22 protein-coding genes are annotated in these 24,888 nt (G+C 58.3%); 4 read left to right on the forward strand and 18 right to left on the reverse strand.

What is annotated here, in order from left to right:
* The first annotated feature begins 57 nt into the window (after positions 1 to 57).
* Genes MHM85_RS01460 through MHM85_RS01470 form a run of 3 tightly spaced genes read left to right on the forward strand, consistent with a single transcriptional unit; the run spans position 58 to position 2,407 of the window.
* Positions 58 to 324, forward strand: coding sequence for a Trp family transcriptional regulator (locus MHM85_RS01460; RefSeq protein ID WP_139527300.1), 267 nt, complete (start codon positions 58 to 60; stop codon positions 322 to 324).
* Positions 321 to 1,742, forward strand: coding sequence for an anthranilate synthase component I family protein (locus MHM85_RS01465; protein WP_219861060.1), 1,422 nt, complete (start codon positions 321 to 323; stop codon positions 1,740 to 1,742). Before MHM85_RS01460 ends, MHM85_RS01465 begins: the two co-directional genes overlap by 4 nt.
* A complete protein-coding gene (locus MHM85_RS01470) occupies positions 1,739 to 2,407 on the forward strand; it encodes an aminodeoxychorismate/anthranilate synthase component II (RefSeq protein WP_153843683.1) in 669 nt (222 codons plus the stop codon). The genes MHM85_RS01465 and MHM85_RS01470 overlap by 4 nt, the downstream gene beginning before the upstream one ends.
* Positions 2,408 to 2,441: 34 nt before the next feature.
* Here MHM85_RS01470 and MHM85_RS01475 read toward each other — a convergent pair whose 3' ends face one another.
* The 8 genes from MHM85_RS01475 to cysM all read right to left on the reverse strand — a co-directional run bounded on the left by MHM85_RS01475 (position 2,442) and on the right by cysM (position 12,766).
* Entirely contained in the window at positions 2,442 to 2,753 is a 312-nt protein-coding gene (locus MHM85_RS01475; RefSeq protein WP_139527297.1) for a hypothetical protein, read from the reverse strand.
* 113 nt (positions 2,754 to 2,866) lie between these two features.
* The gene (gene rluF, locus MHM85_RS01480) at positions 2,867 to 3,925 is read right to left on the reverse strand and encodes a 23S rRNA pseudouridine(2604) synthase RluF (protein ID WP_153843682.1); all 1,059 of its coding nucleotides are present in this window, start codon (positions 3,923 to 3,925) and stop codon (positions 2,867 to 2,869) included.
* A gap of 26 nt (positions 3,926 to 3,951) precedes the next feature.
* On the reverse strand, positions 3,952 to 4,497 hold the full coding sequence (locus MHM85_RS01485; protein ID WP_139527295.1) for a DUF924 family protein: 546 nt from the start codon (positions 4,495 to 4,497) through the stop codon (positions 3,952 to 3,954).
* A gap of 76 nt (positions 4,498 to 4,573) precedes the next feature.
* Entirely contained in the window at positions 4,574 to 7,222 is a 2,649-nt protein-coding gene (gene ppc, locus MHM85_RS01490) for a phosphoenolpyruvate carboxylase (protein WP_153843681.1), read from the reverse strand.
* A 42-nt stretch (positions 7,223 to 7,264) separates the two neighbouring features.
* Positions 7,265 to 8,092 carry a nucleoside triphosphate pyrophosphohydrolase gene (mazG, locus tag MHM85_RS01495; RefSeq protein ID WP_239283804.1) on the reverse strand — a complete coding sequence of 276 codons (828 nt, stop codon included), beginning with the start codon at positions 8,090 to 8,092 and terminating at the stop codon, positions 7,265 to 7,267.
* Positions 8,092 to 10,368, reverse strand: a complete 2,277-nt coding sequence (gene relA, locus MHM85_RS01500) for a GTP diphosphokinase (protein WP_239283822.1) — start codon at positions 10,366 to 10,368, stop codon at positions 8,092 to 8,094. Before relA ends, mazG begins: the two co-directional genes overlap by 1 nt.
* A 70-nt stretch (positions 10,369 to 10,438) precedes the next feature.
* Entirely contained in the window at positions 10,439 to 11,869 is a 1,431-nt protein-coding gene (gene rlmD / locus MHM85_RS01505; protein ID WP_239283832.1) for a 23S rRNA (uracil(1939)-C(5))-methyltransferase RlmD, read from the reverse strand.
* On the reverse strand, positions 11,870 to 12,766 hold the full coding sequence (gene cysM, locus MHM85_RS01510; RefSeq protein ID WP_139527290.1) for a cysteine synthase CysM: 897 nt from the start codon (positions 12,764 to 12,766) through the stop codon (positions 11,870 to 11,872). It lies immediately after the preceding gene.
* Positions 12,767 to 12,857: 91 nt separating this feature from the next.
* On the opposite strand from cysM, the gene MHM85_RS01515 reads away from it, so the two are divergent.
* Complete coding sequence (locus MHM85_RS01515) at positions 12,858 to 15,554, forward strand: ATP-binding protein (RefSeq protein WP_239283867.1); 2,697 nt, start codon at positions 12,858 to 12,860, stop codon at positions 15,552 to 15,554.
* A 6-nt stretch (positions 15,555 to 15,560) separates the two neighbouring features.
* On the opposite strand, the gene acpS is transcribed toward MHM85_RS01515, so the two are convergent.
* The 10 genes from acpS to MHM85_RS01565 form a co-directional block, all read right to left on the reverse strand.
* The gene (acpS, locus tag MHM85_RS01520) at positions 15,561 to 15,938 is read right to left on the reverse strand and encodes a holo-ACP synthase (protein WP_139527730.1); all 378 of its coding nucleotides are present in this window, start codon (positions 15,936 to 15,938) and stop codon (positions 15,561 to 15,563) included.
* A 1-nt stretch (position 15,939) separates the two neighbouring features.
* The gene (pdxJ, locus tag MHM85_RS01525) at positions 15,940 to 16,755 is read right to left on the reverse strand and encodes a pyridoxine 5'-phosphate synthase (protein WP_239283878.1); all 816 of its coding nucleotides are present in this window, start codon (positions 16,753 to 16,755) and stop codon (positions 15,940 to 15,942) included.
* Positions 16,756 to 16,815: 60 nt separating this feature from the next.
* A complete protein-coding gene (gene recO, locus MHM85_RS01530; protein WP_139527287.1) occupies positions 16,816 to 17,511 on the reverse strand; it encodes a DNA repair protein RecO in 696 nt (231 codons plus the stop codon).
* Between the two features lie 8 nt (positions 17,512 to 17,519).
* On the reverse strand, positions 17,520 to 18,419 hold the full coding sequence (gene era, locus MHM85_RS01535; protein WP_139527286.1) for a GTPase Era: 900 nt from the start codon (positions 18,417 to 18,419) through the stop codon (positions 17,520 to 17,522).
* Positions 18,416 to 19,108, reverse strand: a complete 693-nt coding sequence (rnc, locus tag MHM85_RS01540) for a ribonuclease III (protein WP_139527285.1) — start codon at positions 19,106 to 19,108, stop codon at positions 18,416 to 18,418. Before rnc ends, era begins: the two co-directional genes overlap by 4 nt.
* Positions 19,109 to 19,172: 64 nt before the next feature.
* The gene (gene lepB, locus MHM85_RS01545) at positions 19,173 to 19,976 is read right to left on the reverse strand and encodes a signal peptidase I (protein WP_153843675.1); all 804 of its coding nucleotides are present in this window, start codon (positions 19,974 to 19,976) and stop codon (positions 19,173 to 19,175) included.
* 15 nt (positions 19,977 to 19,991) lie between these two features.
* Positions 19,992 to 21,809, reverse strand: coding sequence for a translation elongation factor 4 (gene lepA, locus MHM85_RS01550; protein ID WP_153843674.1), 1,818 nt, complete (start codon positions 21,807 to 21,809; stop codon positions 19,992 to 19,994).
* Positions 21,810 to 21,998: 189 nt separating this feature from the next.
* Positions 21,999 to 23,408 (reverse strand): DegQ family serine endoprotease, encoded by a 1,410-nt coding sequence (locus MHM85_RS01555; protein ID WP_139527282.1) that lies wholly within the window; start codon positions 23,406 to 23,408, stop codon positions 21,999 to 22,001.
* A 66-nt stretch (positions 23,409 to 23,474) separates the two neighbouring features.
* Complete coding sequence (locus MHM85_RS01560) at positions 23,475 to 23,933, reverse strand: SoxR reducing system RseC family protein (protein WP_231125637.1); 459 nt, start codon at positions 23,931 to 23,933, stop codon at positions 23,475 to 23,477.
* Positions 23,930 to 24,886, reverse strand: a complete 957-nt coding sequence (locus tag MHM85_RS01565; RefSeq protein WP_239283896.1) for a MucB/RseB C-terminal domain-containing protein — start codon at positions 24,884 to 24,886, stop codon at positions 23,930 to 23,932. The genes MHM85_RS01560 and MHM85_RS01565 overlap by 4 nt, the downstream gene beginning before the upstream one ends.
* Positions 24,887 to 24,888: the final 2 nt, after the last annotated feature.

The raw sequence follows: 24,888 nt of genomic DNA on the forward strand, positions 1-24,888 counted from the left end.
TGAGCAATCGGTTAACGTACTAGTACGCTAGTACATGAGTAACCACTCGGTGTCATGATGTCCTTACACGATACGTTTCAAGCTGACTTGGTGCGCCACCTGCTTGCGATCGACACGCCCGACGCCATGGACGAAGCGCTAGCCAGCCTGCTAACGCCAGCAGAGTACCAAGAAATCAGCAAACGCCTACAGATTTTTAAGCTGCTGCGGGAAGGCGTGCCCCATCGCAAAATCGCTGAAACCCTGGGCGTGGGTATTGCGACCGTGTCACGCGGATCACGCGCGCTGACGATGTTAGCCTCTTCACGGAATGAACACCTATGAGCACCACCGATACGGGCGCTGCGGCAGGCCCACAGCCGTTCACACTGCCACGTAAACCCCACTACGTCACGCTGGCGGCAGACTGCGACTTCTTTGCCCTGTTTCAGAAAATCGAGCGGCGCTTCGATACCTGCTACATGCTGGAGTCGCTGGGCGAAGATAGCCACATGGCGCGCCACTCGATCATTGGCTTCGACCCCGAGTACACGCTCTATGCCAATGGCAACACACTGACCATCGAAAGCCGCGACGGCGATGCCAACCACTACCCCAGCGACAACCCCTACGAACTACTGCGCAGTCTCATTCCGCAAAACATCATTTCTCGTAAATACGCGGGAGGGTTGAGCGGCTACCTAGGCTACGACGCCATGCAGTACTTCGAGCCGTCGCTGACGCTAAAAGCCAGCGACGACTTCGATACGTTCCGCTTTGGGCTGTACAAAGACGGCCTGATTCTCGACAAGATGACCGGAGAAGTCACTTACTTCTACTACGACAATAGCCGTTACGCGTTTCTGCAGACGCTGATCGACGCCGACGACGAGCCAGCAGGCCCGCTGCGCATTACCGCGCTGGGCGACACCATGAGCAAGGCCGAGCACGCCAAGGCCGTGGCCAAGGTGAAGCAGGACATCATCGACGGCAAGGTTTTCCAGTGCGAAGTGGGCTTCAAGAAACGCTTTCGGATTCAGGGCGATACGCTAGCACTGTATGACCAGTTACGCACCATCAACCCCTCACCGCAGATGTATTACGTGAAGTTTGGCGAGCAGAAGCTGATTGGCGCGAGCCCCGAACTGCTGTTCCGCCTGCGCCAGGGCGAGATGGAGACGTTCCCGCTGGCGGGCACCACCCTGCGTGGCCAAACGCCCCAGGAGGATACCCAGCTTGCCCGCGCGCTGCTCAACGACCCCAAAGAGATCGCCGAGCACAATATGATCGTGGACCTGCACCGCAACGATATTGGCCGAGTGGCGCAGTTTGGTACGGTCAAAGTGCGCAGCCTGATGGATATCAAGCGCTTCAGCCACGTACAGCACATTTCGAGCGAGATCGTCGGCATCATTGCCGAGAGCGAAGATATGTTTACCGCGCTGGCCAGCAACTTCCCGGCAGGCACGCTCACCGGTGCGCCAAAAATCGAGGCGATGAAAATCATCGACGACCTGGAAACCGACGGGCGCGGCCCCTACGGCGGCGCGGTGGGCCAGTTCTCCTTCAACGGCGACTGCACCTTTGCGATCCCCATTCGCACGGTGTTCGTCAACGGCGAGCACGCCTACGTGCAAACCTGCGGCGGCAACGTGTATGACAGCAACGCCGACGATGAATACGAGGAGATTCGTCGCAAATTTGCCGGCACCCGCAAGGCCTTGGCCCCCTTTATGGATACGGAAACGGAGAGCCCCGCATGAAGGTGCTGATCATCGATAACTACGACTCCTTCACCTATAACCTCTACCAGTTCATTGGTGAGATTCTGACGACTGAAAAGAATCGCGGCGAGCTGCCTCACTTCGAGATCGTGGTGAAGCGCAATAACCAGATTGATTTTAAAGCGATTGAAGCCATGGCGCCGGATCGCATCATTATCTCGCCTGGCCCCGGCTCACCGGATGACCCTCGCTATTTTGGCGTATGCGCCGAAGTCATCGAAAAGCTGGGCAAAACGACGCCACTACTGGGCGTCTGTTTGGGCATGCAGGGCATCGTTCATGTGTTTGGCGGCAAAGTAATCAAAGCACCGCTGCCGATGCACGGCAAAATCAGCCCCATCCATCACAATAATCGCTCGGTGTTCAAAGGCGTGCCTGACCAGCTCGAGGTGATGCGTTACCACTCGCTGATTGCCGATGCGGCAACGCTGCCGGAGTGCCTGGAAGTCACTGCCACGGTGGGTGAGCTGACCGCCGCGCAGTTTGCCGAGCGAAGCCATTGGCAGTCGGCGGGTGAATTCGAGCTGATGGGCGTGAAGCACCGCGACTACCCCATTCACGGCATTCAGTTTCACCCAGAGTCGTTTGCCACCGAAGGCGGCAAAGAGTTAATTGCCAACTTTCTATTTTCTGACCACTACTGACGAATTCCGCCTTGTATCTGCAGGTGCCTGCCCTTTAGCGGCCTTTGCCCTCATCGCCCAGCGTGAAGGAGGGCGGGTCGCTGGCGGGAAAGGTGTCATCGGCGGCGGCGTCCAGGTCGCTCTCCGACCACACCGTTTCCGTGTTATCCGCCGTATATGCCTTGAAATCCTTCAATAAGCACCACTGCCCCTGGCTCTTGGCCAACGACTCTGGTTTCACCCAAAAGTGGCGTCCGTAGGGTGTACGTATCTCGGCATTTTGGCGCTCACTAATGTTGACCACCTGCCCAACTAACAAGCCGTGGTGATCGACTATTTTTGCGTCTTTCAAAGTATCGTCTGCCATCCTAGCGTCCTCTTCGTATTCCTGATCCGGGCACTCTTCAACGTAGTGGCTCTATGCAAACGCCCGCAAGCCGCGCGGACAACTTTAGCTTTTAGCAAGCCAACGCGGGGCGATTAACGCTTTCCCCGTGCGCGGGGTGGCTTGCCACCGGCAGGCTTACCGCTTGGGCGACCACCCTTCACTGAGCCCTTACCCACCCCCTTCGCCACCGGATTACCGCCGGGCCTACCCTTACCTTTCGCAGCTGGTTTGCCAGCGGGTTTTCCTTTGGCACTCGGTTTACCGGGCACGGCCCCTTTGGCCTTGGCGTCTTTACGTGTTTTGTTACCCGCCTTGGCACCGGAGGAAGCGCGCTTGGACACCGGCTTTTTCTCCTTCGTGCTACTCCTACCGCCGCTGTAGTTGGGCCTGGCTGGCTTTTTCTTCTCGGACGCTTTCTTCTCCGGCGCGACGGCTGAGGTTTCGGTGAGGGCGAGGATCGTCTCGATCTCTTTAGGCGTCAAATCACGCCAATCCCCCAGCGCCAGCCCTTTCAGCGACACGTTCATGATGCGGGTGCGTACCAACTGCGTCACCTCATAGCCAAAGTATTCGCACATTCGGCGAATTTGTCGGTTGAGGCCCTGCACTAGCGTGATATTGAAAACGAACGTGGACTCTTTGACCACTCGACACTTTTTGGTCATCTGCCCCAGAATCGGTACGCCGCCCTGCATACCCGTAATGAACTCATCGGTGATCGGCTTATTCACCGTTACCACGTACTCTTTTTCGTGGTTGTTGTTAGCGCGCAGGATCTTATTGACCAAGTCGCCGTTGTTGGTGAGAAAAATCAGCCCTTGAGAATCTTTATCCAAGCGGCCGATCGGAAAAATGCGTGTGCCGTGCTTCACGAAATCAACGATGTTGTCCTTTTCTGCCGACTCCGTGGTGCTCACGATACCCACCGGTTTGTTCAAGGCGATGAGAACGAGGTCCTCTTCCTCTTGCGGCTCGATCTCCTGGCCATTGACCTTTACCCGGTCTCCTGGGACCACTTGATCACCGGTGGTGGCGCGGCGTCCGTTGATCCACACATTGCCCTGCTCGACAAAGCGGTCGGCTTCGCGGCGGGAGCAGAGGCCACTTTCGCTGATGTATTTATTGATACGGATCGATGTTCGTAACGACATAAAACGCCATGTAGCTTAAATAAACGTTAAAAAGAGGAGCCGGGCTGCTGGAGAAATTCGATCTCTTCTGGGGTAGAGGGTCTACCCAACAGTGCATTGCGATGCGGGTAGCGCCCAAAGCGGTCAATGATGGCCTTGTGACGTTTTTCGAAATCCAGGTTGTTTTCAAGCCCCGCCTGATCGAACAACTGCAGAGCCACCGTGTGAATCGCCGCCGACTCGCTGTGCATATAGGGCATATAGAGAAAACTGCGCTCCACCGCCGAGAGTGTCTGGTCAGCCCCATTGGCCACTGCTTCCTGGGCAAGCCCAAGCGCAAGCGCGTCGTTGGCAAAGGCTCGCGCCTCGTTGCGGTAAATGTTGCGTGAGAACTGATCCAGCACGATGATCTCCGCTAGCCGACCCTGAGCCGTGCGACGCCACTCGAAACACTCGCATGCAGCCGCCCGCGCCAGCACGTCGCTGAATCGTTCGGCTATCTGGCGATCCATGTTGTCGTCTTTTTTAAACCACTGTGCGGGCGTCAGTTCCTGAAACCAGAAGGCCAATACAGCCTGAGCGTCTACAGTCATGTCCCTGTCTCCAACGCTGAACGTAAAGAAAAGCGCCGCCACCTAGCGGTAGCGGCGCAGGTAGGCAGCTATTAGCTTAGCCCGTGTTACGCAGGCCAGCCGCAATGCCAGCCATGGTGACCATCAGTGCGCGGGAGAGATCTGGGCTAATCGCCCCATCGGCATCGCGGTTACGCTGCAAAAGCTCCGCTTGGAGGCCATGCAGCGGGTCGATGTAGGGGTTGCGTACATCGATCGCTTGACGGATCAGCGGCGTGTTCTCCAACAGTTTTTCCTGCTGCAGAATATCCAGCACGACATCTTCCAGACGTTCGAAGCGTTCGCGGAGTTTCTTGCCCAGCGCTTTCAGCGAGGGCTCGTCCACCAAGCGGTGCTCGTAGTAAGCGGCAATGGCGACATCAGCCTTGGCCAGCAGCATTTCCAACATGTCGAGATAAGTGCCGAAGAACGGCCATTGGGTGCGCATTTCTTGCAACACTTCGCGGCCGCCGGGCTGCTCCACGCGTCGGGAAAAAGCCTCACCGCTGCCCAACCAAGCGGGTAACATTAGGCGGATCTGTGTCCAGGCGAAAATCCATGGGATGGCACGCAGCGTTTCCACCCCGCCGTCCTGGCGACGCTTGGTAGGTCGCGAACCAAGCGGCAGCCTGCCCAGCGCACCCTCCGGCGTCACCGCACGGAAATAGGGCACGAAATCAGGATCTTCGCGAACCACGCCAACGTAAGCAGCATGAGCAACACTGGCCAGCTGATCCATCTCTTCGCGCCAGTGCGGCTCGGGTGCCGGAGGTGGCAGCAGAGTGGCTTCCAGCACTGCACAGGCATAAATTTCCATGGAGCGCAGGGCGATATCCGGCTGGCCGAACTTAAAGCGAATCATCTCGCCCTGCTCGGTCACGCGCAGGCTGCCGTTCACGGAGCCCGGCGGCTGGGAGAGAATCGCCGCATGGGCCGGGCCGCCCCCGCGGCCCACGGTGCCGCCGCGGCCGTGGAACAGCGTCAGATCAACACCGTGCTTGTCGCACACGTTGACCAGCGCTTCCTGGGCACGGTATTGCGCCCAGGCAGCGGCCAATTGCCCCGCATCTTTGGCGGAGTCCGAGTAGCCGATCATCACCTCTTGGCGGTCTTTAGCCAACGCGCGATAGCCCGGCAATGCCAGTAGTTTGTCGATCACATCGCCCGCGTGGTCCAGGTCGTTCAAGGTTTCGAACAGCGGTGCAATGGGCAACGAGACTTGTCCCCCTACTTCCTTCATCAGCAGCGCCACGGTGAGCACATCGGATGGTTCGGCGGCCATCGAGATAATGTAGGTGCCGAGCGCTTCTGCATGCTCCTGGGCGATCACCTTGAAGGTGTCAATGACCTCACGGGACTCCGCCGAACACTCCCAGCGACGCGGGATCAGCGGACGACGGGAGTCAAGCTCCGCTAGTAAAAACTCCTGGCGCTGGGTTTCGCTCCACTCCTGATAATGACCTAGCCCCAGGGAACTGGTGAGTTCTTCCATCACTTGGGCGTGGCGGCTGGCTTCCTGACGAAGGTCAAGCTTGGTCAGCGTTACACCGAACACGGCCACGCGGCGCAGTGTATCCAACAGCGCGCCGTTGGCGATGGTATCCAGCCCCACGTCGCAGAGCGAGCGATAGCAGGCCAGCAGCGGCGCATAAATCTGGTCGCGGGTCTCGATGATCGGCCCGCCGTCATAGTTACGGCCATCGAGCTGCGCTTTCGCCCAGTCGCGGGTGGCCTCCATTTTGGTGAGCAGCCGTTTCAAAAGCTCGCGGTAAGGCTCCGCCACGTCGCCCACTTCGGCTTTGAGGGCGCTGTTGGCTTTCCACATGGAGAGCTCGGTCTTGAGCTGTTCCAAATCACGCAAGTAGAGGTCCGCCGCCATCCAGCGGCCTAGCAGCAGCACTTCCTGGGTCACTTTGGCGGTGACATTCGGATTGCCGTCACGGTCGCCGCCCATCCAGGAAGCGTAGCGGATCGGCGCGGCATCCAGCGGCAGGCGTTCGCCTGCGGTGTCCAGCAGCAGGTTATCCAGGTCGCGATGAAAATCCGGTACGGCCTGCCACAGTGAGTTCTCGATGACGGCAAAGCCCCACTTCGCTTCGTCTACCGGCGTGGGGCGTTCGTGGCGAATCTCGTCGGTATGCCACGCCTGGCTGATCAGCTCTTCCAAGCGGCCTTGGGCGCGGGCACCGCGCTCGGGGTAATCCTCGGAGCTTTCGATCGCAGTCAAGCACTCATCGATCGCATCGTATTTTTGGATCAGCGTACGACGGATGACCTCGGTGGGGTGCGCGGTCAGTACGAGCTCGACACGCATATTAGCCAGGGTTTCCACCAGCTTGCGGGGCGAGTTACCGGCCTGCTGAGCGCGCCCCAAGAGCTCCCCTAGCGCGGGCTGCGAACCGGGTTTGTAATCCTCCACCCGACGGAACCGTGCCCGGTAGTGCTGCTCGGCGATATTGGCCAAATTCAAGAACTGGTTGAATGCGCGGGTCACCGGGAGCAGGTCCCGCTCGGGTAGCTGACGCAAATACTCGATGAGCTGGCGCTGTTGAAGCGAGTCGCCCTGGCGACCGCGCTTGGCGTGGGCACGAATGGTTTCAATCTTATCGACAAACGACTGGCCTAAGTCATCGGCGATGGTACGCCCAAGACTGTCCCCCAGAATACGCACGTTATCGCGCAGTGATTCGTGTAGATCATGACTCATTGGCGTGGCCTCCTTGCGGGGTCGCGTTGATAGGTTGTGACATTAGTGTTGTTCTTGTGCTTTCGCGGCTTGCCAGTGACTTTCCATCTCATCCAGCGAGGCCTCGTTCAGAGGGCGCTCTGATTCAGCAAGCGCGCGCTCGACAAAGCGAAAGCGACGTTCGAATTTTGCATTGGTACGGCGCAAGCACTGTTCGGGATCGGTACCCAACGTGCGCGCCAAATTGGTGACGGCAAACAGCAGGTCGCCGACCTCTTCCTGGGCGTGCTGTCGATCCCCCGCCGCCAGCGCCTCTTCAACTTCTTCAAGCTCTTCACGAATTTTGGCCAGCACGCCTTCGGCGTCGGGCCAGTCAAAGCCTACTCGCGCAGCGCGTTTGGAGAGCTTGGCCGCGCGGCTAAGAGCGGGTAGCGTTCTTGGCACGTCATCCAGTACCGATGGGGCTTGGTTGGCGCGCTCGGCGCGTTCGTCCGCCTTCAGCGATTCCCAGCGGCTATTCACCTGTTGGGTTTTTACTTCATCGGCACTCACGCCGGTCGGGCGGCGTGACGCCAGCGTGCCGTCTGGGAACACATGGGGATGACGGCGCAGCATCTTGGCGGTCAGCGTATCGACGATATCGTGAAAATCGAAGCGCTGCTCTTCTGCGCCAAATTGGGCGTAATAGACCACTTGAAAAAGCAGGTCGCCGAGCTCGCCGGGCAGTTCGTCGAAGGCGCGACGCTCGATGGCGTCGGCCACTTCGTAAGCCTCTTCCAGCGTGTGGGGCACGATGCTGTCCCAATCCTGCTTGACGTCCCACGGACAGCCCTGCTCCCGATCGCGCAGCACGGCCATTAGGGTGAGCAAATCCTCCAGGGTATGACGCATCAGGCCCCTCCTTTACGGGCACTTTTCTCGGGATCGGCGTTACGCAAACGGCGCACTTCGGTGACATTGGGCAGTTGTTGGATACGTGAAAAGAGTCTGCCGAGCGACTCCAGCCCGTCCACTTCCAGGGTAATCCGCAGTCGGGCGACGCCCTCGTCGGTATCCGTGAGCGTATTGACCGCTAGCACATTGACCTTTTCATTACCCAAGAGACCGGTCACATCGCGCAGCAGGCCGGAGCGGTCCCAGGCTTGGATCTCGATGGTCACCGGGTAGCGGGTGTGGGCCCGCTCGCCCCACTCCACTTCGATAATGCGCTGGGGCTCTTCCATGCGCAATTGGAGAATGTTGGGACAGTCCTGGCGGTGCACGGTGACGCCACGCCCCTGGGTAATGAAGCCGACGATCGGCTCGCCGGGCACAGGGCGGCAACAGTTGGCCATGCTGGTTTTCAGGTTGCCCACGCCCAGCACGGTGATGTCGCTTTGAGTCGCCTTGCTGGGCTGGCGGCGGGGTTTGGCTAGCAGGCGATCGAGCTGCTCTTGGTCGTCGGTTTCACCAAACAGTTGCTGCGCCTGATGCAGCACTTGACCGATACGTAGGTCGCCCGCGCCCAACGCCGCGTACATGTCGTCGGCATTTTGGTAGTTGACGGCTTTGGCGAGCTTGGCCAGATCCAGCCCTTCCACATCCAGACGCCGCATTTCGCGCTCAAAGAGCGTGCGCCCTTCGTCCAAATTCTGGTCACGGGCCTGATGCTTGAACCACGCTTGAATCTTGGCACGCGCTCGCGACGTGCGTACATAGCCAAGACTGGGATTGAGCCAATCGCGGCTGGGGCCACCTTTGGTGGCGGTCAAAATCTCAATCTGCTGGCCCGTCTTGAGTTTGTAGGTCAGAGGCACTATTCGACCATTGACCTTGGCTCCCCGGCAAAGATGGCCAATCTCGGTGTGAACCCGATAAGCAAAGTCGATGGGTGTCGCGATGCGCGGTAGGTCGATGACGTGCCCATCTGGCGTGAACACGTAAATGCGGTCTGGGGCAACATCGCTGGAGAGCCCTTCGCGCAGGTCGCCAAACCCTCCCACTTCGTCCTGCCACTCCAATACTTGGCGCAGCCAAGCGATCTTATCCTCGTAACTGCGACTTTTAGCGTTGGTGTCGTGGCCTTTATAGCGCCAGTGGGCACACACGCCCAGCTCGGCTTCATCGTGCATGGAGAAGGTGCGAATCTGTATTTCCAGCACCTTGTTATCCGGCCCCATGACGGCCGTATGCAGCGATTGATAGCCGTTTTTCTTGGGGTTGGCGATATAGTCGTCGAACTCGTTGGGCACATGGTGCCAGCGAGAGTGGACGATACCCAGTACGGTGTAGCAGTCGGTGACTTCAGGCACCAAAATACGCACGGCGCGTACGTCGTGTACCTGGGAAAAATCGATCCGCTTGCGCTTCATTTTGCGCCAAATGGAGTAGATATGCTTAGCTCGCCCGCTCACGTCGTAGCGGTGAATATGCTGAGCCTCCATCAAGCCTTTAAGGGTTTCCACCACGTCGTGAATGTATCGGTCGCGATCCAAGCGCTTTTCCGCCAAGAGTTTGGCGATGGCCTTGTAATCCTCTTCATGTAGATAACGGAACGACAGGTCTTCAAGCTCCCACTTGATCTGACCAATGCCCAGTCGGTGAGCCAGCGGCGCATAGATATCGGCCACTTCCCGCGCAACTTGCAGGCATTTCTCACGGGGCGCATCTTTGACTTGACGTAGCGCACAGGTACGCTCGGCAATTTTGATCAGCGCAACGCGTACGTCACCGACCATGTTCACCAGCATTTTGCGCAGGTTTTCCTGCTGGTTGTGCTGGCTCATGCCATGGTTAGGTGCCAATGGGTAGCTGATGGCGGCCATTTGCAGCACACCGTCGATCAGCTTGGCGACCTCCTCTCCAAAGCGCTTGCTGACACCTTCTAAACTCAACAACCCTTCCCGCACGGCGCGGTAGAGAACGGCGGCTTCCAGCGTGGCCTGATCGAGTTTGAGATCGGCGAGGATATCCGCCATCTCGAGGCCCATACGGAAGCTAGAGCCCGGCGATAGCCACACGCGATGCGTACGCGGTGCTTCTCGCTCCAACTGCTCGGCCAGCTCACAGGCTTCCAATAAGCGTTCGGGTTCGCGTAGGCGCACATCTTCTTGAAGGCGCGTTAACCATTGTTGTATGTCCACCTTTCCGCTTTCTGTCAGCGGTTGGTCTTCACGCACTTTCACCATGACGTTCACTCATCCTTTCTGGGTGACGGCCTCCACACCGCCGCCACCAATGCTTGCTGCAAAGGGCAGACTAGCCCGCGTATTCAAACAGCATCAGCGTTTCCATGTGGGCAGTGTGCAGAAACATATCCGCGACGGCGACGTGCTCGACGCGATAACCTGCATGCACAAGGTGTGCCGCATCCCTGGCCAGCGTAGCCGGATCGCAGGAAACATAGGCAATTTTCGCTACTTTTCGACGCCCTAGCGCTTGGCATACGGCTTCAGCACCGCTGCGCGGCGGGTCGAGTACCACCGCATCGACCGGGTGTTCATCAAGCAGCGCCATGACTGCCGTCGACTCATTGAGATCCGCCTGCTGGGCACTCACAACCAGTCGATTCAGCTCTGCATTGGCTTTCAAGCGCTCGACCATGGCGGCGCTTCCCTCTACGGCATGCACGCTGGCTCCTGCAGCGGCTATCGGCAGGCTGAAGTTCCCTATCCCGGCAAACAGGTCGAGCAGCCGCCCTCCTTGTCCAGGTGCCAACCATGCTATCACCTGCGCCACCATCTTTTGGTTGACCTCGGCATTTACTTGTAAAAAATCGCCGGGGGCAAACGTCAGCACCAGTTCGTTAGCGGTCTGTGAGTCAGTCACGCCCAATGCGCTCAATGAGAAGCGCTCTTCTAGTGCAGGTACCTCACCATACCAGTGCAGCGAGGGTGACTCCCGGCCCAGCCATATGCCAAAACGCACGTGGTGTTGATCTGCAAAGGATTGCCAGCGCCCCCTATCTTGAGGCTGCTCTTTGAGCTGTCGCACCAGCACTACCGTGGCCTTAGGGGTCGAGAGCAATTCGATATGGCCAATGGAGCGCGGTGCATCCAACTCGATAAGCAGCTGTTTTAACGGGTCTAGTAGCGCCTTTAGCGACGGCACCAACACATGGCAGTGTTCGATATCGACCAACCGATGGCTATTGGCTGCTCTAAATCCCAGGCGCACGTTACCCTGACCATCGACCTTGACGCCTAGACGAGCCCGTCGGCGATAGTGTTCGGACTGCCCGTTAATGGGCGTCACTGCCGATAGCCTCACGCCTTGACGGGCCATCAGTTCACTGACGACCTCACGCTTATGGGCACGCTGTGCATCGAGCGCTAGGTGCTGCAAATCACATCCGCCACAGTGGCCGAAATGCGCGCACGGCGGCTCTACACGCTGGGGAGAGCGGGTTACTAACGTTTTGACGTGCGCTTCGTCGAAGCGCTTGCGCGTGACATGTACCGCCACCTCGACCTGCTCTCCAGGCAGCGCCCGATCGACGAACACGGTTTTACCGTCCGGGTGATGGGCCACGCCACGCCCATCATGGGCCAAACGCTCGATCGACAGCGGCGCGCCGACATCGATGCCGATAGGCTGCTTGGTCGGCACGCCGTTGCTGTAAGGTTGGCGGGCCAACCCAGAGTGGCCCGAGGCGGGCCGTGGTGGCCGCCGCTTACCCAACATAGCCATCTATACCTCCGGGGCGAACAGGCCCGTGGAGAGATAGCGATCGCCACGGTCACACACAATGAACACGATGACCGCATTTTCGGTTTGCTCGGCAATACGCAGGGCGCCTGCCAAGCTGCCACCCGATGACACGCCCGCCAAAATGCCCTCTTCACGGGCCAAACGGCGCATGTGTGTCTCGGCTTCCTGCTGACTGATATCGAGTGTGATATCCACCCGCGGCGCTTCGAATATGGCGGGCAGATACTCCTGTGGCCAGCGGCGGATGCCTGGAATACTGGCCCCATCGGCGGGCTGTAAACCGACGATTTGAATCGCACTATTCTGCTCTTTCAGGTAGCGCGACACGCCCATGATCGTTCCGGTGGTTCCCATTGAACTCACGAAGTGGGTTACCTCTCCGCCCGTTTGCCGCCACACTTCCGGCCCGGTGGTACGGTAATGCGCCAGCGGGTTATCCGGGTTGGCAAACTGGTTCAGTGGTTTGCCTTCTCCCCGGGCGATCATGGCGTCAGCGATGTCCCGCGCTTCTTCCATACCGCCCTCTTTACTGGCCGTGATCAGCTTGGCGCCGTAAGCGGCCATGGCCTGCTTGCGCTCGGCGGAGGCGTTTTCCGGCATGACCAACGTCATGTTGTACCCTTTGATGGCCGCTGCCATAGCAAGTGCAATGCCGGTATTTCCAGAGGTCGCTTCGATGAGCGTATCTCCCGGCGAGATCTCACCGCGGGCTTCGGCTTCGCTGAGCATGGAAAGCGCCGGGCGGTCCTTGACCGAGCCGGCCGGGTTATTCCCCTCCAGCTTGGCCAATAGCGTGTTGTTCTTTCCAGCACTGATGCGCTTAAGGCGCACCAAGGGCGTATTGCCCACCACCTCTTCGAGCGTGGGATAATTCATCGGACACTCCTTATCGTAACCGTTATGCTGCATTATATCGGTGCTGCCTGTGAGTGGACAGGCAACCTTCCAGATTCGACGAGCTTCTTTCATGTCATTAAATACGCGCCTGCTGTTCGCTCTGCTTGGTTTCCCTCTGCTGGTCTATGCCGTCATGGCCGTTCTACTGGTCCTGCAAAATGAACATACCGGTAGAAGCGTGCTCGAAGATCGGTTGACCAGCGCTGGAGAATTGCTAGCTCCCAGCCTTGGGGCTGCCATGGCCGATGGCGACTTGCCACGACTGGAAGCGTTGGCCCGTCAGTTGTTGGAGCACCGTGGTCTAAGAGCGGTGACACTGTTCGACGAGCAGGGCAACCGCTTGTTGGTACTGGGCCGTTCGATGCCGCCTCCGCCGCGCCTGAACGCGCCCGACGTGACCGTCATCGCCAAAGAGGAAGACACGTGGCGCCTACAGGTACCGATCACCAGTCAGGCGGTGGGTGGGACCAGCCTTGTTACCAACGGCTGGTTGGAAGCCGAGATGGATATCCGCGCACTAACGCTCGAGCGCTACCGTTTGATCGCCAGCTTGAGCCTCGGTGGCATGCTGCTCGGCCTGCTGCTATTCCTGGCGGCCTTTGCCATCAGCCGCTACGCCAGCCGACCTATCGAAGAGGCCAACCAAGCCCTATATCGCTTGTCCCGTGGCGATTACAGCCTCGTGATGTCCCACGCCAAGCCCACCGAATTCAAGCAGCTAGCCAAACACATCAATCGACTGGCCGAGCATTTCCAACAGGCTCAACGAGATATGCAGAGTCAAATCGAGCAGGCGACCAGCGAGCTGCAAGAGTCGATGGAAACCATCGAAGAGCAGAACATCAAGCTAGACCTCGCCCACCGCAGCGCACTTCGGGCCAACGCGGTCAAATCCGAATTTCTAGCCAATATGAGTCATGAAATCCGCACGCCGCTCAATGGCATCGTGGGTTTCTGCCGCCTACTCGGGCGCTCTTCGCTGGATAGCCGTCAAAAAGAGTGGCTAGAACACGTTCGTCGCGCCTGCGACAACCTGCTCATGCTGGTGAACGATGTCTTGGACTTCTCCAAACTGGAAGCCGACCGGCTTACGCTGGAAGAGGTGGACGTCGATATCGTTGCTTTAGTGGATGAGATCATAGGCCTACATGCCCCGGAAGCGCAGCGCAAGCAGCTCCATTTGGTCGCCATGGTGTACGACGACGTGCCCACGCCGCTTTGTGGCGATCCGCTGCGCATTCATCAGGTGCTCAACAACTTGCTAGGCAATGCGATCAAGTTCACCACCGAGGGGGAGGTGATCGTTCGCGTGATGCTAGAGAACCAAGAGGGGCAGCATGTCGTGCTGCACATTAGCGTCAGCGATACGGGCATCGGGTTGAGCGAAGAGCATCAGCAGCAGCTCTTTAGTGCCTTCTCCCAGGCAGAGCCCAGCCATTCGCGTCAATTTGGCGGCACTGGTCTTGGGCTGACCATCTGCCGCCAACTCATTCAACGAATGGGCGGTGAAATCACCGTCGATAGTGAACTAGGCAAAGGCTCGACGTTCTCTTTCACTCTGCCGCTGTTGGCGCATCTTGCCGATGAACGCCCTCCAGAATTGACCCTGGATGGCCCGATCATTCGACTTCACGAGCCGCACCTTCCTACCCGCAACGTGCTCGAGCACCTGTTAGAGCGCTGGGGAGCGCGTCCTGTCTCGTTCATCGATGCAGGCAATGAGTCACTGCTGATTCTCTGCCTCTCGGCTGAGGATTTTAACGACGAGCGAAAAGGCTACTGGCAGTCGGTCATTGAGCAGACGCCTTGTCCGGTACTGGTGCTGGCCAATACCACCAGCTTCGATCTACCCACCTGGGAGCTTCCCCACGGTGGTGAGATGCTGTGCAAGCCATTTACCCGAGCGCAGCTGGCCACCACGCTACGCCACCTCTTGCAGCCACAGGCACAAACAGCGCCCAGCGCCAACGTTTCTAAACCGCTACCGGCCCCGCGCTTGACGATTCTGATCGTCGACGATAATGCGCCCAATCGTGAGCTGCTCAAAGCGATGCTGGAGAGCGATACCCTGCAAATCGCACTCGCCGAGAGCGGCCATGAGGCGTTAGAGTTTGCCAAACATGCCACCGCTGACATGGTGCTCATGGACATTCGAATGCCCGGCATGGATGGCATTCAAACGACCCAAGCCTTGCGACGTATCAACAATAGCTGGGCACGCTGCCCCATCATTGCGGTGACGGCCCACGTGTTGAGCGCGGAACGCCAGCAGTGGCTGTCCGAGGGGTTGGACGACGTCATGGTCAAGCCCATCGACGATGTTCAGCTACAGCAGCTGCTCCAGCGCTTTTTAGGGGTGGCAGCCAAGCCTGCGTCGACAGAGCCCACTCGCGCCTTGCAAGCCCCTATCGAACCCTCAAGCTCGCTGCCTGCCGTCGACCTGACGCTGGGTGCTCGACTGGCCGGTGGCAAAGAAACGCTGGCCAAGCAGCAGTTGGTACGGCTCATCGATAGCCTGCCCGAAAGCGAGCGACACATCCGTCGTGCGTTTGCAGCGGAGGATTTGACGACACTACTGGATTGGGTACACGGCTTGAATGGCGCTAGCCGATATTGCGGTGCGCCGGAGCTTGCGCTACTGGTAGAAACATTGGAAACGCGGCTACGCACCAGCGGACTGCGGCATGTGGTAACGCTGCTGGACGAGCTCTACACCGCCATGGAAAGACTCAGCCAGGAGCGCGCTGCGCTGGTCGAAAAGCGATGACCGACGTCATCGCTCCAGTACGACAAAAGCAACGGCATAATCGGCTTCATCGCTTAAGGTAATGTGGGCGGCGGTGGCGCCGCTTTCGAGAAATCGGCGCTGCGCTTCACCGCTGAGCTTGAGGCTCGGCTTACCCAGCGCATCGTTGAGCACCTGTATCTCGCCCCACTGCATGCCCTGGCGGAGCCCCAGCCCAAGCGCTTTAACGAAGGCCTCCTTGGCCGCAAAGCGTTTTGCCAAATAAGCCGTCGCCTGCCCCTTCGACTGCCATGCACGCTGCTCGTCTGGCCCTAAGATGCGCTGCGCAAAACGAGGACCGTGACGCGTCACGGCCTGACGAAAGCGTTCAACCCGAGCAATGTCCGAGCCAATTCCGACGATCATATCAATGACTGCAGCAGTGGTGACCATTGCCGTGATCGTGGTCATGTTCGTGGGCGTCCAGGGCGGCCATCAAGCCCGCTTCCTGACCCGCGATGATCAAACGCTTCATCTCCTGAACGGCTTCCTTCAAACCAACGAAGAGTGCTCGGGCAATGATGGCATGACCGATATTGAGCTCGTTGACGCCGGGCAGTGCGGCAATCGCTTCCGCATTGTGGTAATGCAGACCGTGTCCGGCATTGACTACCAAGCCTAGTGAAACCGCGTACACCGCCGCCGCGCTAAGGCGATCATATTCGGCGTTGGCCTCGGCACTGCCCGGCTTGGCGTCGGCGTAAGCGCCAGTGTGTAGCTCGATGGTGGGCGCACCGGCACGATGGGCAGCATCGATCTGTGATTCGTCGGGGTCGATGAATAGCGACACGTCACACCCCGCCGCCGCTAAGCGCTGGCAGGCGCTAGCGATCTGATCGAAGCCGCCAACCACATCCAGGCCGCCTTCGGTGGTGAGCTCTTCGCGCTTTTCAGGCACTAAACACACGTGTGCCGGGCGTACCTCTTCTGCCAGCGCCAGCATTTCTTCGGTGACGGCCATTTCCAGGTTCATGCGCGTATTGAGCACCTCGGCCAAGAGCCGCACGTCGCGGGGCTGAATATGGCGACGGTCTTCGCGCAAATGAACGGTAATGCCATCGGCTCCTGCCTCCTCGGCCAGCAGCGCTGCCTGCACCGGGTCGGGATAGCGTGTACCACGCGCCTGACGCAGCGTGGCGATATGATCGATGTTTACGCCGAGTAAAATCCGTGGGGGGTGCATGCAGAGACTCCAATCAATCAACAGCGATAGAACACTATCGCGATCAGTGGTAACGGTGGCTCAAGAGCGATGACGGCGGCGAGCCAAATCCAGCATCAATTCACGGGAACGCAGCGCGGTAGTTCCTAAGTGAGGAGCCAGCGCTGCCCGCATGACCGCTTTCAATGCATTGGCCAGGCCCGCTGGCTGCCAATCACCCTGTTCGATTAAGCGAAGGGTACGTCCTTCGATGCCTTGAGGTGCGGCAACGAACGCGCGAGTGTCGGCTTCGAAACGGTAGCGCTGATGTGGGTCCAGCGCACCTCCCTCTGGGGTGCTAAAGCGCGGCGTGGCCTCGAGCACGTCCAGAAGCGCCCATTCGTAGCGCCTGAGCGCCAGACCGCGCTCGGCGGGCACTGGCAGTGCCTCCAGCAGCGCGCTGTAAAAAGCAAACACTTCGGTCGCCGCGAGTTCAAGGGGCAGCAAGCGAGTGGCAATTTCGTTAGCGTACAGGCCACATAGCAGCCCCTCGCCGGCCAGCAACGCGGTGTGCCCACGCGACTCCATCAACGTCAGTCGCTTCAGCTCTCGTTCGCCGCGCCAGGAGACGAACAGCGGCGTAAAGGGTTGCAGCCGCTGACGAGATTTCGAGCCGGGCCGCTGCCCCCCGTGAGCTACCGCACGGATGCGGCCATGGTCGAGTGTCAATAGATCGACTAGCGCGCTGGTTTCACGGTAGGCACGGCGATGAAGCAAAAACGCAGGCTCGGCGGTCATGGAGCCACTCAATCGAGATCGTAACCCAGGCTCTTCAGGGCCCGCTCGTCGTCGGACCAGCCGCGCTTGACCTTGACCCACAGGTTGAGCATGACTTTCGTTCCCAGCGCGCGCTCCATGTCCAGGCGCGCCTCGCGGCCAATGCTCTTGATTCGGTCGCCGTTCTCGCCAATCAAAATCACCTTCTGCCCCTGACGCTCTACCAGAATCAGCGCGCTGATATGCGTGACCCGCTCGGTCTCGCGGAACTCTTCGATCTCGACCGTCATCTGGTAGGGCAGCTCGTCGCCGAGCTGACGCATGACTTTTTCACGCACTAGTTCAGCCGCCATGAAACGCAGGCTTTTATCGGTGATCTGGTCTTCCGGGAAGAAATGGATACTCTCGGGCAGGTGCTTGGCGACTTCCTCTTCCAGGGTTTCTACTTGGGTGCCATGCTTGGCAGAAATGGGTACCACGGCGGCAAATTCACGGCGTGCGCCCACATCGGCCAGCCAAGGCAGCAGATCGCCTTTGTCTTGAAGACGGTCGACCTTGTTGACCGCGAGAATGACCGGCGCCTTCACGTGCTCTAGACGCTTCAGTACGGCTTGGTCTTCGTCTGTCCAACGGGTGCGGTCGATGATGAACACCACGCAGTCGACATCGCGCAGTGCTTGGGTCGCCGCTTGGTTCATGAAGCGGTTGATAGCCTTGTTACGATCCTTGGACATGATGTGCATGCCCGGCGTGTCGACATAGATGAACTGCGTATCGTCGACGGTTTTGATACCCATCACTTGGTGGCGCGTGGTTTGCGGTCGCCGAGAAGTGATCGAGATTTTTTGCCCCAGAATCCGATTCATGAGGGTTGACTTGCCTACGTTGGGACGGCCAACGATGGCCACGAAGCCGCAGGTTTGGCTCATGATTTGTCTCCAGGGGGTTGCTCGAGATAGGACAATGCTTCTTCCGCAGCCTGCTGTTCGGCATGGCGGCGGCTGGGGCCTTTACCCGTGGTATGCTCGCTTAAAAGCTCGATGTAGCACTCCACGGTAAAGGTCTGGGCATGCGCCTCACCCTTTACAGAGACCACTTCATAACGTGGCAGCGCCGCTTGGCGCGACTGCAAAAACTCTTGTAAGCGTGTTTTGGGATCTTTCTGAGTATCTTGCAGCGAGATGTTTTCCAGGCGGTCGGCGTACCATGCGAGTACGCGCTCGCGCACGGCATCCATTCCAGCGTCTAGATAAATCGCGCCAATCACGGCTTCTACAGCATCCGCTAGAATCGATTCACGGCGATGGCCGCCGCTCTTCATTTCTCCCGACCCCAGCCTCAAGCACTCGCCAAAGGCCATTTCTCGGGCCAGCTCCGCTAGGGTTTGGCCCTTGACCAAGCGGGCGCGCAAACGCGAGAGCTGCCCTTCCCGCGCCTGGGGAAAGCGCTGAAACAGCGCTTCGGCAATCACGAAATTGACGATGGAGTCACCCAGAAATTCCAGGCGCTCATTGTTGCGACCACCGTAGCTTCGATGAGTCATGGCCAGTTCCAAAAGCGTTGGGTCGCCAAAGGTATGGCCGATTCGTCGGCAAAAAGCGGTTAAGGAATTACTCACAGTGCTCCTACGTCATTGACGTTAACTAAGACAACCACACTTACGATTTGAAAACGGTACTGCTTCATTCGATACGCCGTATGCTGGTAAAGCTAGGTAGCCCGCCATCCCAATGCATCCACACGGCAAAGGCGCGACCGACGATGTTCTCTTCCGGCACGAAGCCCCAGTAGCGGCTATCGTTGGAGTGGTCGCGGTTATCGCCCATCATGAAATAGTGGCCTTGCGGTACGACCACTTCACGCATTTGCGGGCCTGGATCACGGGGATTGTTATAGATGAAGTGACTCACGTCACCCAACTCCTCCTCCAGCAACAGCTGCTGAGGGGAAAGCATCGGCCCCTCTTCGATCAATGCCTTACTGACCGGCTCGCCATTGACATAGAGCTGCTTACCTTCATAGCGAATACGGTCGCCGGGCAGCCCCACCACGCGTTTGATGAAGTTCACCGATGGCTCTTCAGGAAAACGGAACACCATGACATCGCCCCGCTCGGGATCGTCTACTTCCAAAAAACGATGATGAACGACCGGTAAACGTAGGCCGTAGGCGAATTTATTGACGAGAATGAAATCGCCGACTTCCAACGTGGGCTTCATGGAGCCAGAGGGAATTTGAAATGGCTCGATGATGAAGCTGCGCACCACCAGCACCACCAACAGCACCGGAAAGAAAGAACGCGAGTAGTCGACCGGCCAAGGCTCTTTTAAGAGCTTCTCCCGCGTCGGCGCATCCAGCCCTTCCATGGTGGCCGACTCTGCTTTTGCCACGCGCTCACGGCGCTTAGGCCGAAGCACCAGCACATCCAACAGATAAATGGCCCCTGAGAGCGCGACCGCAAGTACCAATAACAGTGAAAAATCCATGTGGGGTTCGTATCCCTAGTCGTTTACCTTGAGCACAGCAAGGAAGGCATCCTGGGGAATTTCGACACGCCCCACCTGTTTCATCCGCTTCTTACCGGCTTTCTGTTTTTCGAGCAGCTTTTTCTTACGGCTGACGTCGCCGCCGTAACATTTCGCCGTGACGTTTTTACGTAGCGCTTTTACCGTCGAGCGGGCCACGACCTGGCCACCAATCGCTGCCTGAATCGCCACGTCGAACATTTGACGGGGGATCAGCTCTTTCATTTTCTCCACCAGCAAACGGCCGCGGGAGTGAGCATGGTCGCGGTGAATGATGACCGCCAGCGCATCGACTTTGTCACCGTTGATCAGCACATCCAAGCGCACGAGTTTTGCCGCCTCGAAGCGCTCGAAGTTGTACTCGAGCGACGCATAGCCACGCGAGATGGATTTTAAACGGTCAAAGAAATCCATGACTACTTCCGACATGGGCAGCTCGTAGGTGAGCTGGATCTGGTTACCCAGAAACTGCATGTCGAGCTGGGTGCCGCGGCGCTGTTCACACTCGGCGATCACGTTGCCAACGAACTCCTGAGGCACCAGAATGCTGGCCCGCACGATAGGCTCACGCATCTGCTCGACATCGGCCATATCGGGTAGCTTGGAGGGGTTGGAGACGTACTGAATGTCGCCGTTCTTCATGGCGAGCTCGTAAACCACCGTCGGCGCCGTGGTGAGCAGATCTAGATCGTACTCGCGCTCCAGACGCTCTTGGATGATCTCCATGTGCAGCGTACCAAGGAAGCCCACCCGGAAACCAAAGCCCAGCGCATCGGAGTTCTCCGGCTCGTACTCGAGAGAGGCATCATTGAGGGCCAGCTTTTCCAAGGCATCGCGGAAATCTTCGTAATCGTCGGCGCTGACCGGGAACATACCGGCGTAGACCTGCGGCTTCACTTTTTGAAAGCCCGGCAAACGTGGTACGTCTGGTGTCTTGGTATGGGTAATGGTATCCCCCACCGGAGCGCCGTGAATCTCTTTGATACCGGCCACGATGAAGCCGACCTCACCGGCGCGCAGAATGTTGGTCTCTTTGCGCAGCGGTGTGAAGATGCCTACTTCGGTGGCGTTCCAGTCGCGTCCGGTCGACTTGATACGGATCTTATCGCCTTTGCGCAGCGTGCCGTCGAATAAGCGCACCAGCGAGACGACGCCCAGATAGTTATCGAACCAAGAGTCGATGATCAGCGCTTGCAGGGGCGCTTCGGGATCACCTTTAGGCGGCGGAATGTCTCGCACCAGCCGTTCGAGCAGCTCGTTGATGCCAATACCGCTTTTTGCAGACACTTGGCACGCGTCAGTGGCGTCCAGGCCAATGATTTCCTCTACCTCTTGGGCGACGCGATCCGGGTCGGCCTGCGGCAGATCGATCTTGTTGAGTACGGGTAGTACTTCCAGCCCCTGCTCGATGGCGGTGTAGCAGTTAGCTACCGACTGCGCTTCCACCCCCTGCGCCGCGTCGACGACCAACAGGGCCCCTTCGCAGGCATAGAGCGAACGCGACACTTCGTAGGAGAAGTCGACGTGCCCAGGGGTATCGATGAAGTTGAGCTGGTACACCTGGCCATCGGCAGCGGTGTAGTCCAGCGTGACGGACTGAGCTTTGATGGTGATGCCCCGTTCACGCTCGATATCCATGGAGTCGAGCACTTGCTCTTTCAGCTCACGTTCGGTCAAACCACCACAGGTTTGAATCAGACGATCCGACAGCGTCGATTTACCGTGATCGATGTGGGCAATGATGGAGAAATTGCGAATATGCTTGAGCTTTCCGCTGGAAACGTCATGAGACATCGAGTGTGTTCTACCTTATTGGTGCGCAAGCGTGGGAGTTGCGGCGCTGGGCCGAAGGGCGAAAAAACGGAAACCGCACCACTGCATTGCCAAAGTTCGTCAAAAGATAAGCGCTATTGTAGCGATATGCGCGGGATAGGAACAGCAGTCCGGCGAGAACCGCCGGACTGGAGGGAATTGACGCTTGGGTTAATCGAGGCGAAGGGCAACGAACAGCGAGCGGCCGTCGCGATAGAGACGCACGGGAATCGCTCGGTCGTTCGGTAGCGCTTCGACGATTTGCATCAGCTCGTCCGCCGAAGAGACACTGCGGTGGTCAATACTCACCAAAATGTCGCCAGCACGCAGCCCTGCCTGCGCCGCAACGCTATCCGGTTCGACCTGGCGTACTTCGACGCCGCCACTGATCCCCAAACGCTCACGCGTTGCTTGATCGACTTCGGCAACGGCGACGCCTAACCGCACTTGGTTATCGCTGCCCGATGCCGAGGCGGATGACGCCATATCTGGCCAGCTACCCAGCTCAACGGTTTCCGACACCTGCTCGCCATCTCGCATCAGCGTCAATTCGACATCGTTACCGGGTGCAACGCGACCGATCAGCCGCGGCAAGGTGCTGGAGCGATCCACTTCTTCACCGTTGACTTCGATGATGACGTCACCGGCTTGCAAGCCGCCCTGAGCCGCAGGGCCTTCGGGATCTAAATCGGCAACCAGAGCACCAACCGCTTCGCTCATACCGAAAGACTCGGCTAGATCCTGCGACACCGGCTGGATCATCACGCCCAACCACCCACGATTTACACGGCCATCTTCACGGAGCTGATCTGCCACGTCCATCGCCACGTTGATTGGGATGGCAAACGAGAGGCCCATAAAGCCACCGCTGCGGGTAAAGATTTGCGAATTGATACCGATGACTTCGCCTTCCAGATTAAACAGCGGGCCGCCGGAGTTACCCGGGTTGATGGCCACGTCGGTTTGGATGAACGGTACATAAGCATCACGAGGTAGCGTGCGGTTGATCGCACTGACGATACCCGCCGTCACCGAGTGATCGAAACCAAAGGGAGAACCAATGGCAGCGACCCAAGCCCCCACTTTCAGCTCGTCGGAATCGCCCAAATTGAGCACTGGCAGGTTGTTGGCATCGATTTTCAGCAGTGCCACGTCGGTTTGTGCATCACTACCAATCAATTCAGCGGGTAGTTCACGGCGGTCATTGAGACGCACCAGAATTTCATCGGCGTCCTGCACTACGTGTGCGTTGGTCATCACATAACCATCGGCACTGATGATGAACCCAGAACCAAGCGACTGTCGCTCTTGGCTACGGCTACCGCCTCCACCACCGGGAGGTGTTGGAAAGCTATCGCCAAAGAAGTGGCGGAAAATTTCGGGAATTTCCTGATTGCCAAACCCTTGGAGGGCTGGGCTGCGCTGCACCGTTCGACTGGTGGAAATATTGACGACGCCTGGTGCAGCGTCTTCTACCAACTCAGTGAAATCGGGCAGCGTTTGCGCATAGGCATTTTGGCCGATCAGAAACATCGCGACCAAGCAGAGCCATAGTGTCGAGGGGAGAACCAAGCGCTTCATGCAACAGCTCCTAGTCAAGCAGATACGAAACGAAGGGAGTGCAACTCTTAGCGAGCTACGGAACAACTAACTGACCAAGCGTGGACGGAAGCGTTCCATCCGCTCACGCAGTAGATATTTAAGGGCCAGTACGCTGCACATCAAGGCGCTAAAGAAGAGCGCTACGCTCAACCATTCGCGCGCATCAAGTAGCGAAGCAGCGCCTGCCACCAATAACGCTAACAGCAAAGGAATGACATAAATCAGAAGCGTTAGATAGTTCAACTGACGCTTGGGTAGCGCAATAGTGACGTCACTGTTCAGAGGATAAGCCGCCGGAAGTGAGGGGCGAGGGGCAGAAGCAAAAACGATAATTCGCTGCTGCTGGCGACGCGCCAAGAGCCCCATCCCGCAACCACGTCCCTCCGCACAGCGCTGGCAAGCACCGCTCAGCGAGACATCAACGATCAGTCCGGTATCGGTGTAACCAGCTACTTTACCTACTCTGAGTAGCGCTCCACATCCAGCGTCCGACATAGTCATCATCGAGGCTCGATACGCACAGATTGCACGACACGCTCCAAGGTAGCCGGCGGAAGCTCACCGATACCAATCAGTTGCCAGCGCTGCTCGCCCTCTGACAGCATCGAAATGGCGGCAGTCGATACCCCTAATCGATGCACGCCCTCTTCGAGCATGGGTTGCTCGACCGGAGTGACGAAGAGGCTCACCGCCGCTAGACCATCACTAAAAACCTGCTGATTCTCTGCTGACTGACCCGGCTCTTGTGGCTGAGCAATAAACCCTTCAGGCAACCAGTCTACCCGCCATGAGAAAGAAGACCGTTCGGTGGTCACGTCGCTGGCAACGTGCCCCTCATAAAGCACAGGAGATTGCAGTTGGGTAATCTGGAAGGTTTCTAACACGCGATCTTGATGGTCGCTCAAGACATGCTTGAGTAACAGTCCCGTTGATTTATCGACCCACCATGCATGCTGGTAGCGCTGCTGGTCTTGTGGCACAAAACGAAGTGCAACTGCGTCACGCCCCGCCACACGGGTGTTTTCTTGCAAAGAGACATCGTAATAAGAAGCGATGTGCTGAGCCCAAGCTTGAGAGGCGCTTGGGTCTTTGCCCTCGTTTGGGGTAAAGCGTGCCATGTAGCCTGCGATGGAACGTCTCTCGACACTCACGGACGGTCCATCCAAGTGCTGAACGACCTGCTGGCGCACGCCTTCTCGAATACGATGAGAGAGCGCCAACGTTCTGACACCTATCGCATCGATGGTCACGGCTCGGGCCTGAAAATCGTAACAGTGCCCTGCCACCATACTGCGCGCTAACCATGCCAAAGCGGTGTCAGGGGATGATTCGTCGTCAAGCGCCGAACAAACGATGGGCGGCTGCGCATCAGCGAGGGCCAGAGTCGGAATGAGGCCAGCGCCAGCCATACCGAGCGCCAGCGCCACTCCCCAAACGCTTTTCTTAGCAGTCGCCATAC

Source organism: Halomonas sp. McD50-4 (genome assembly GCF_022348135.1).
Taxonomy (GTDB): domain Bacteria; phylum Pseudomonadota; class Gammaproteobacteria; order Pseudomonadales; family Halomonadaceae; genus Vreelandella; species Vreelandella piezotolerans.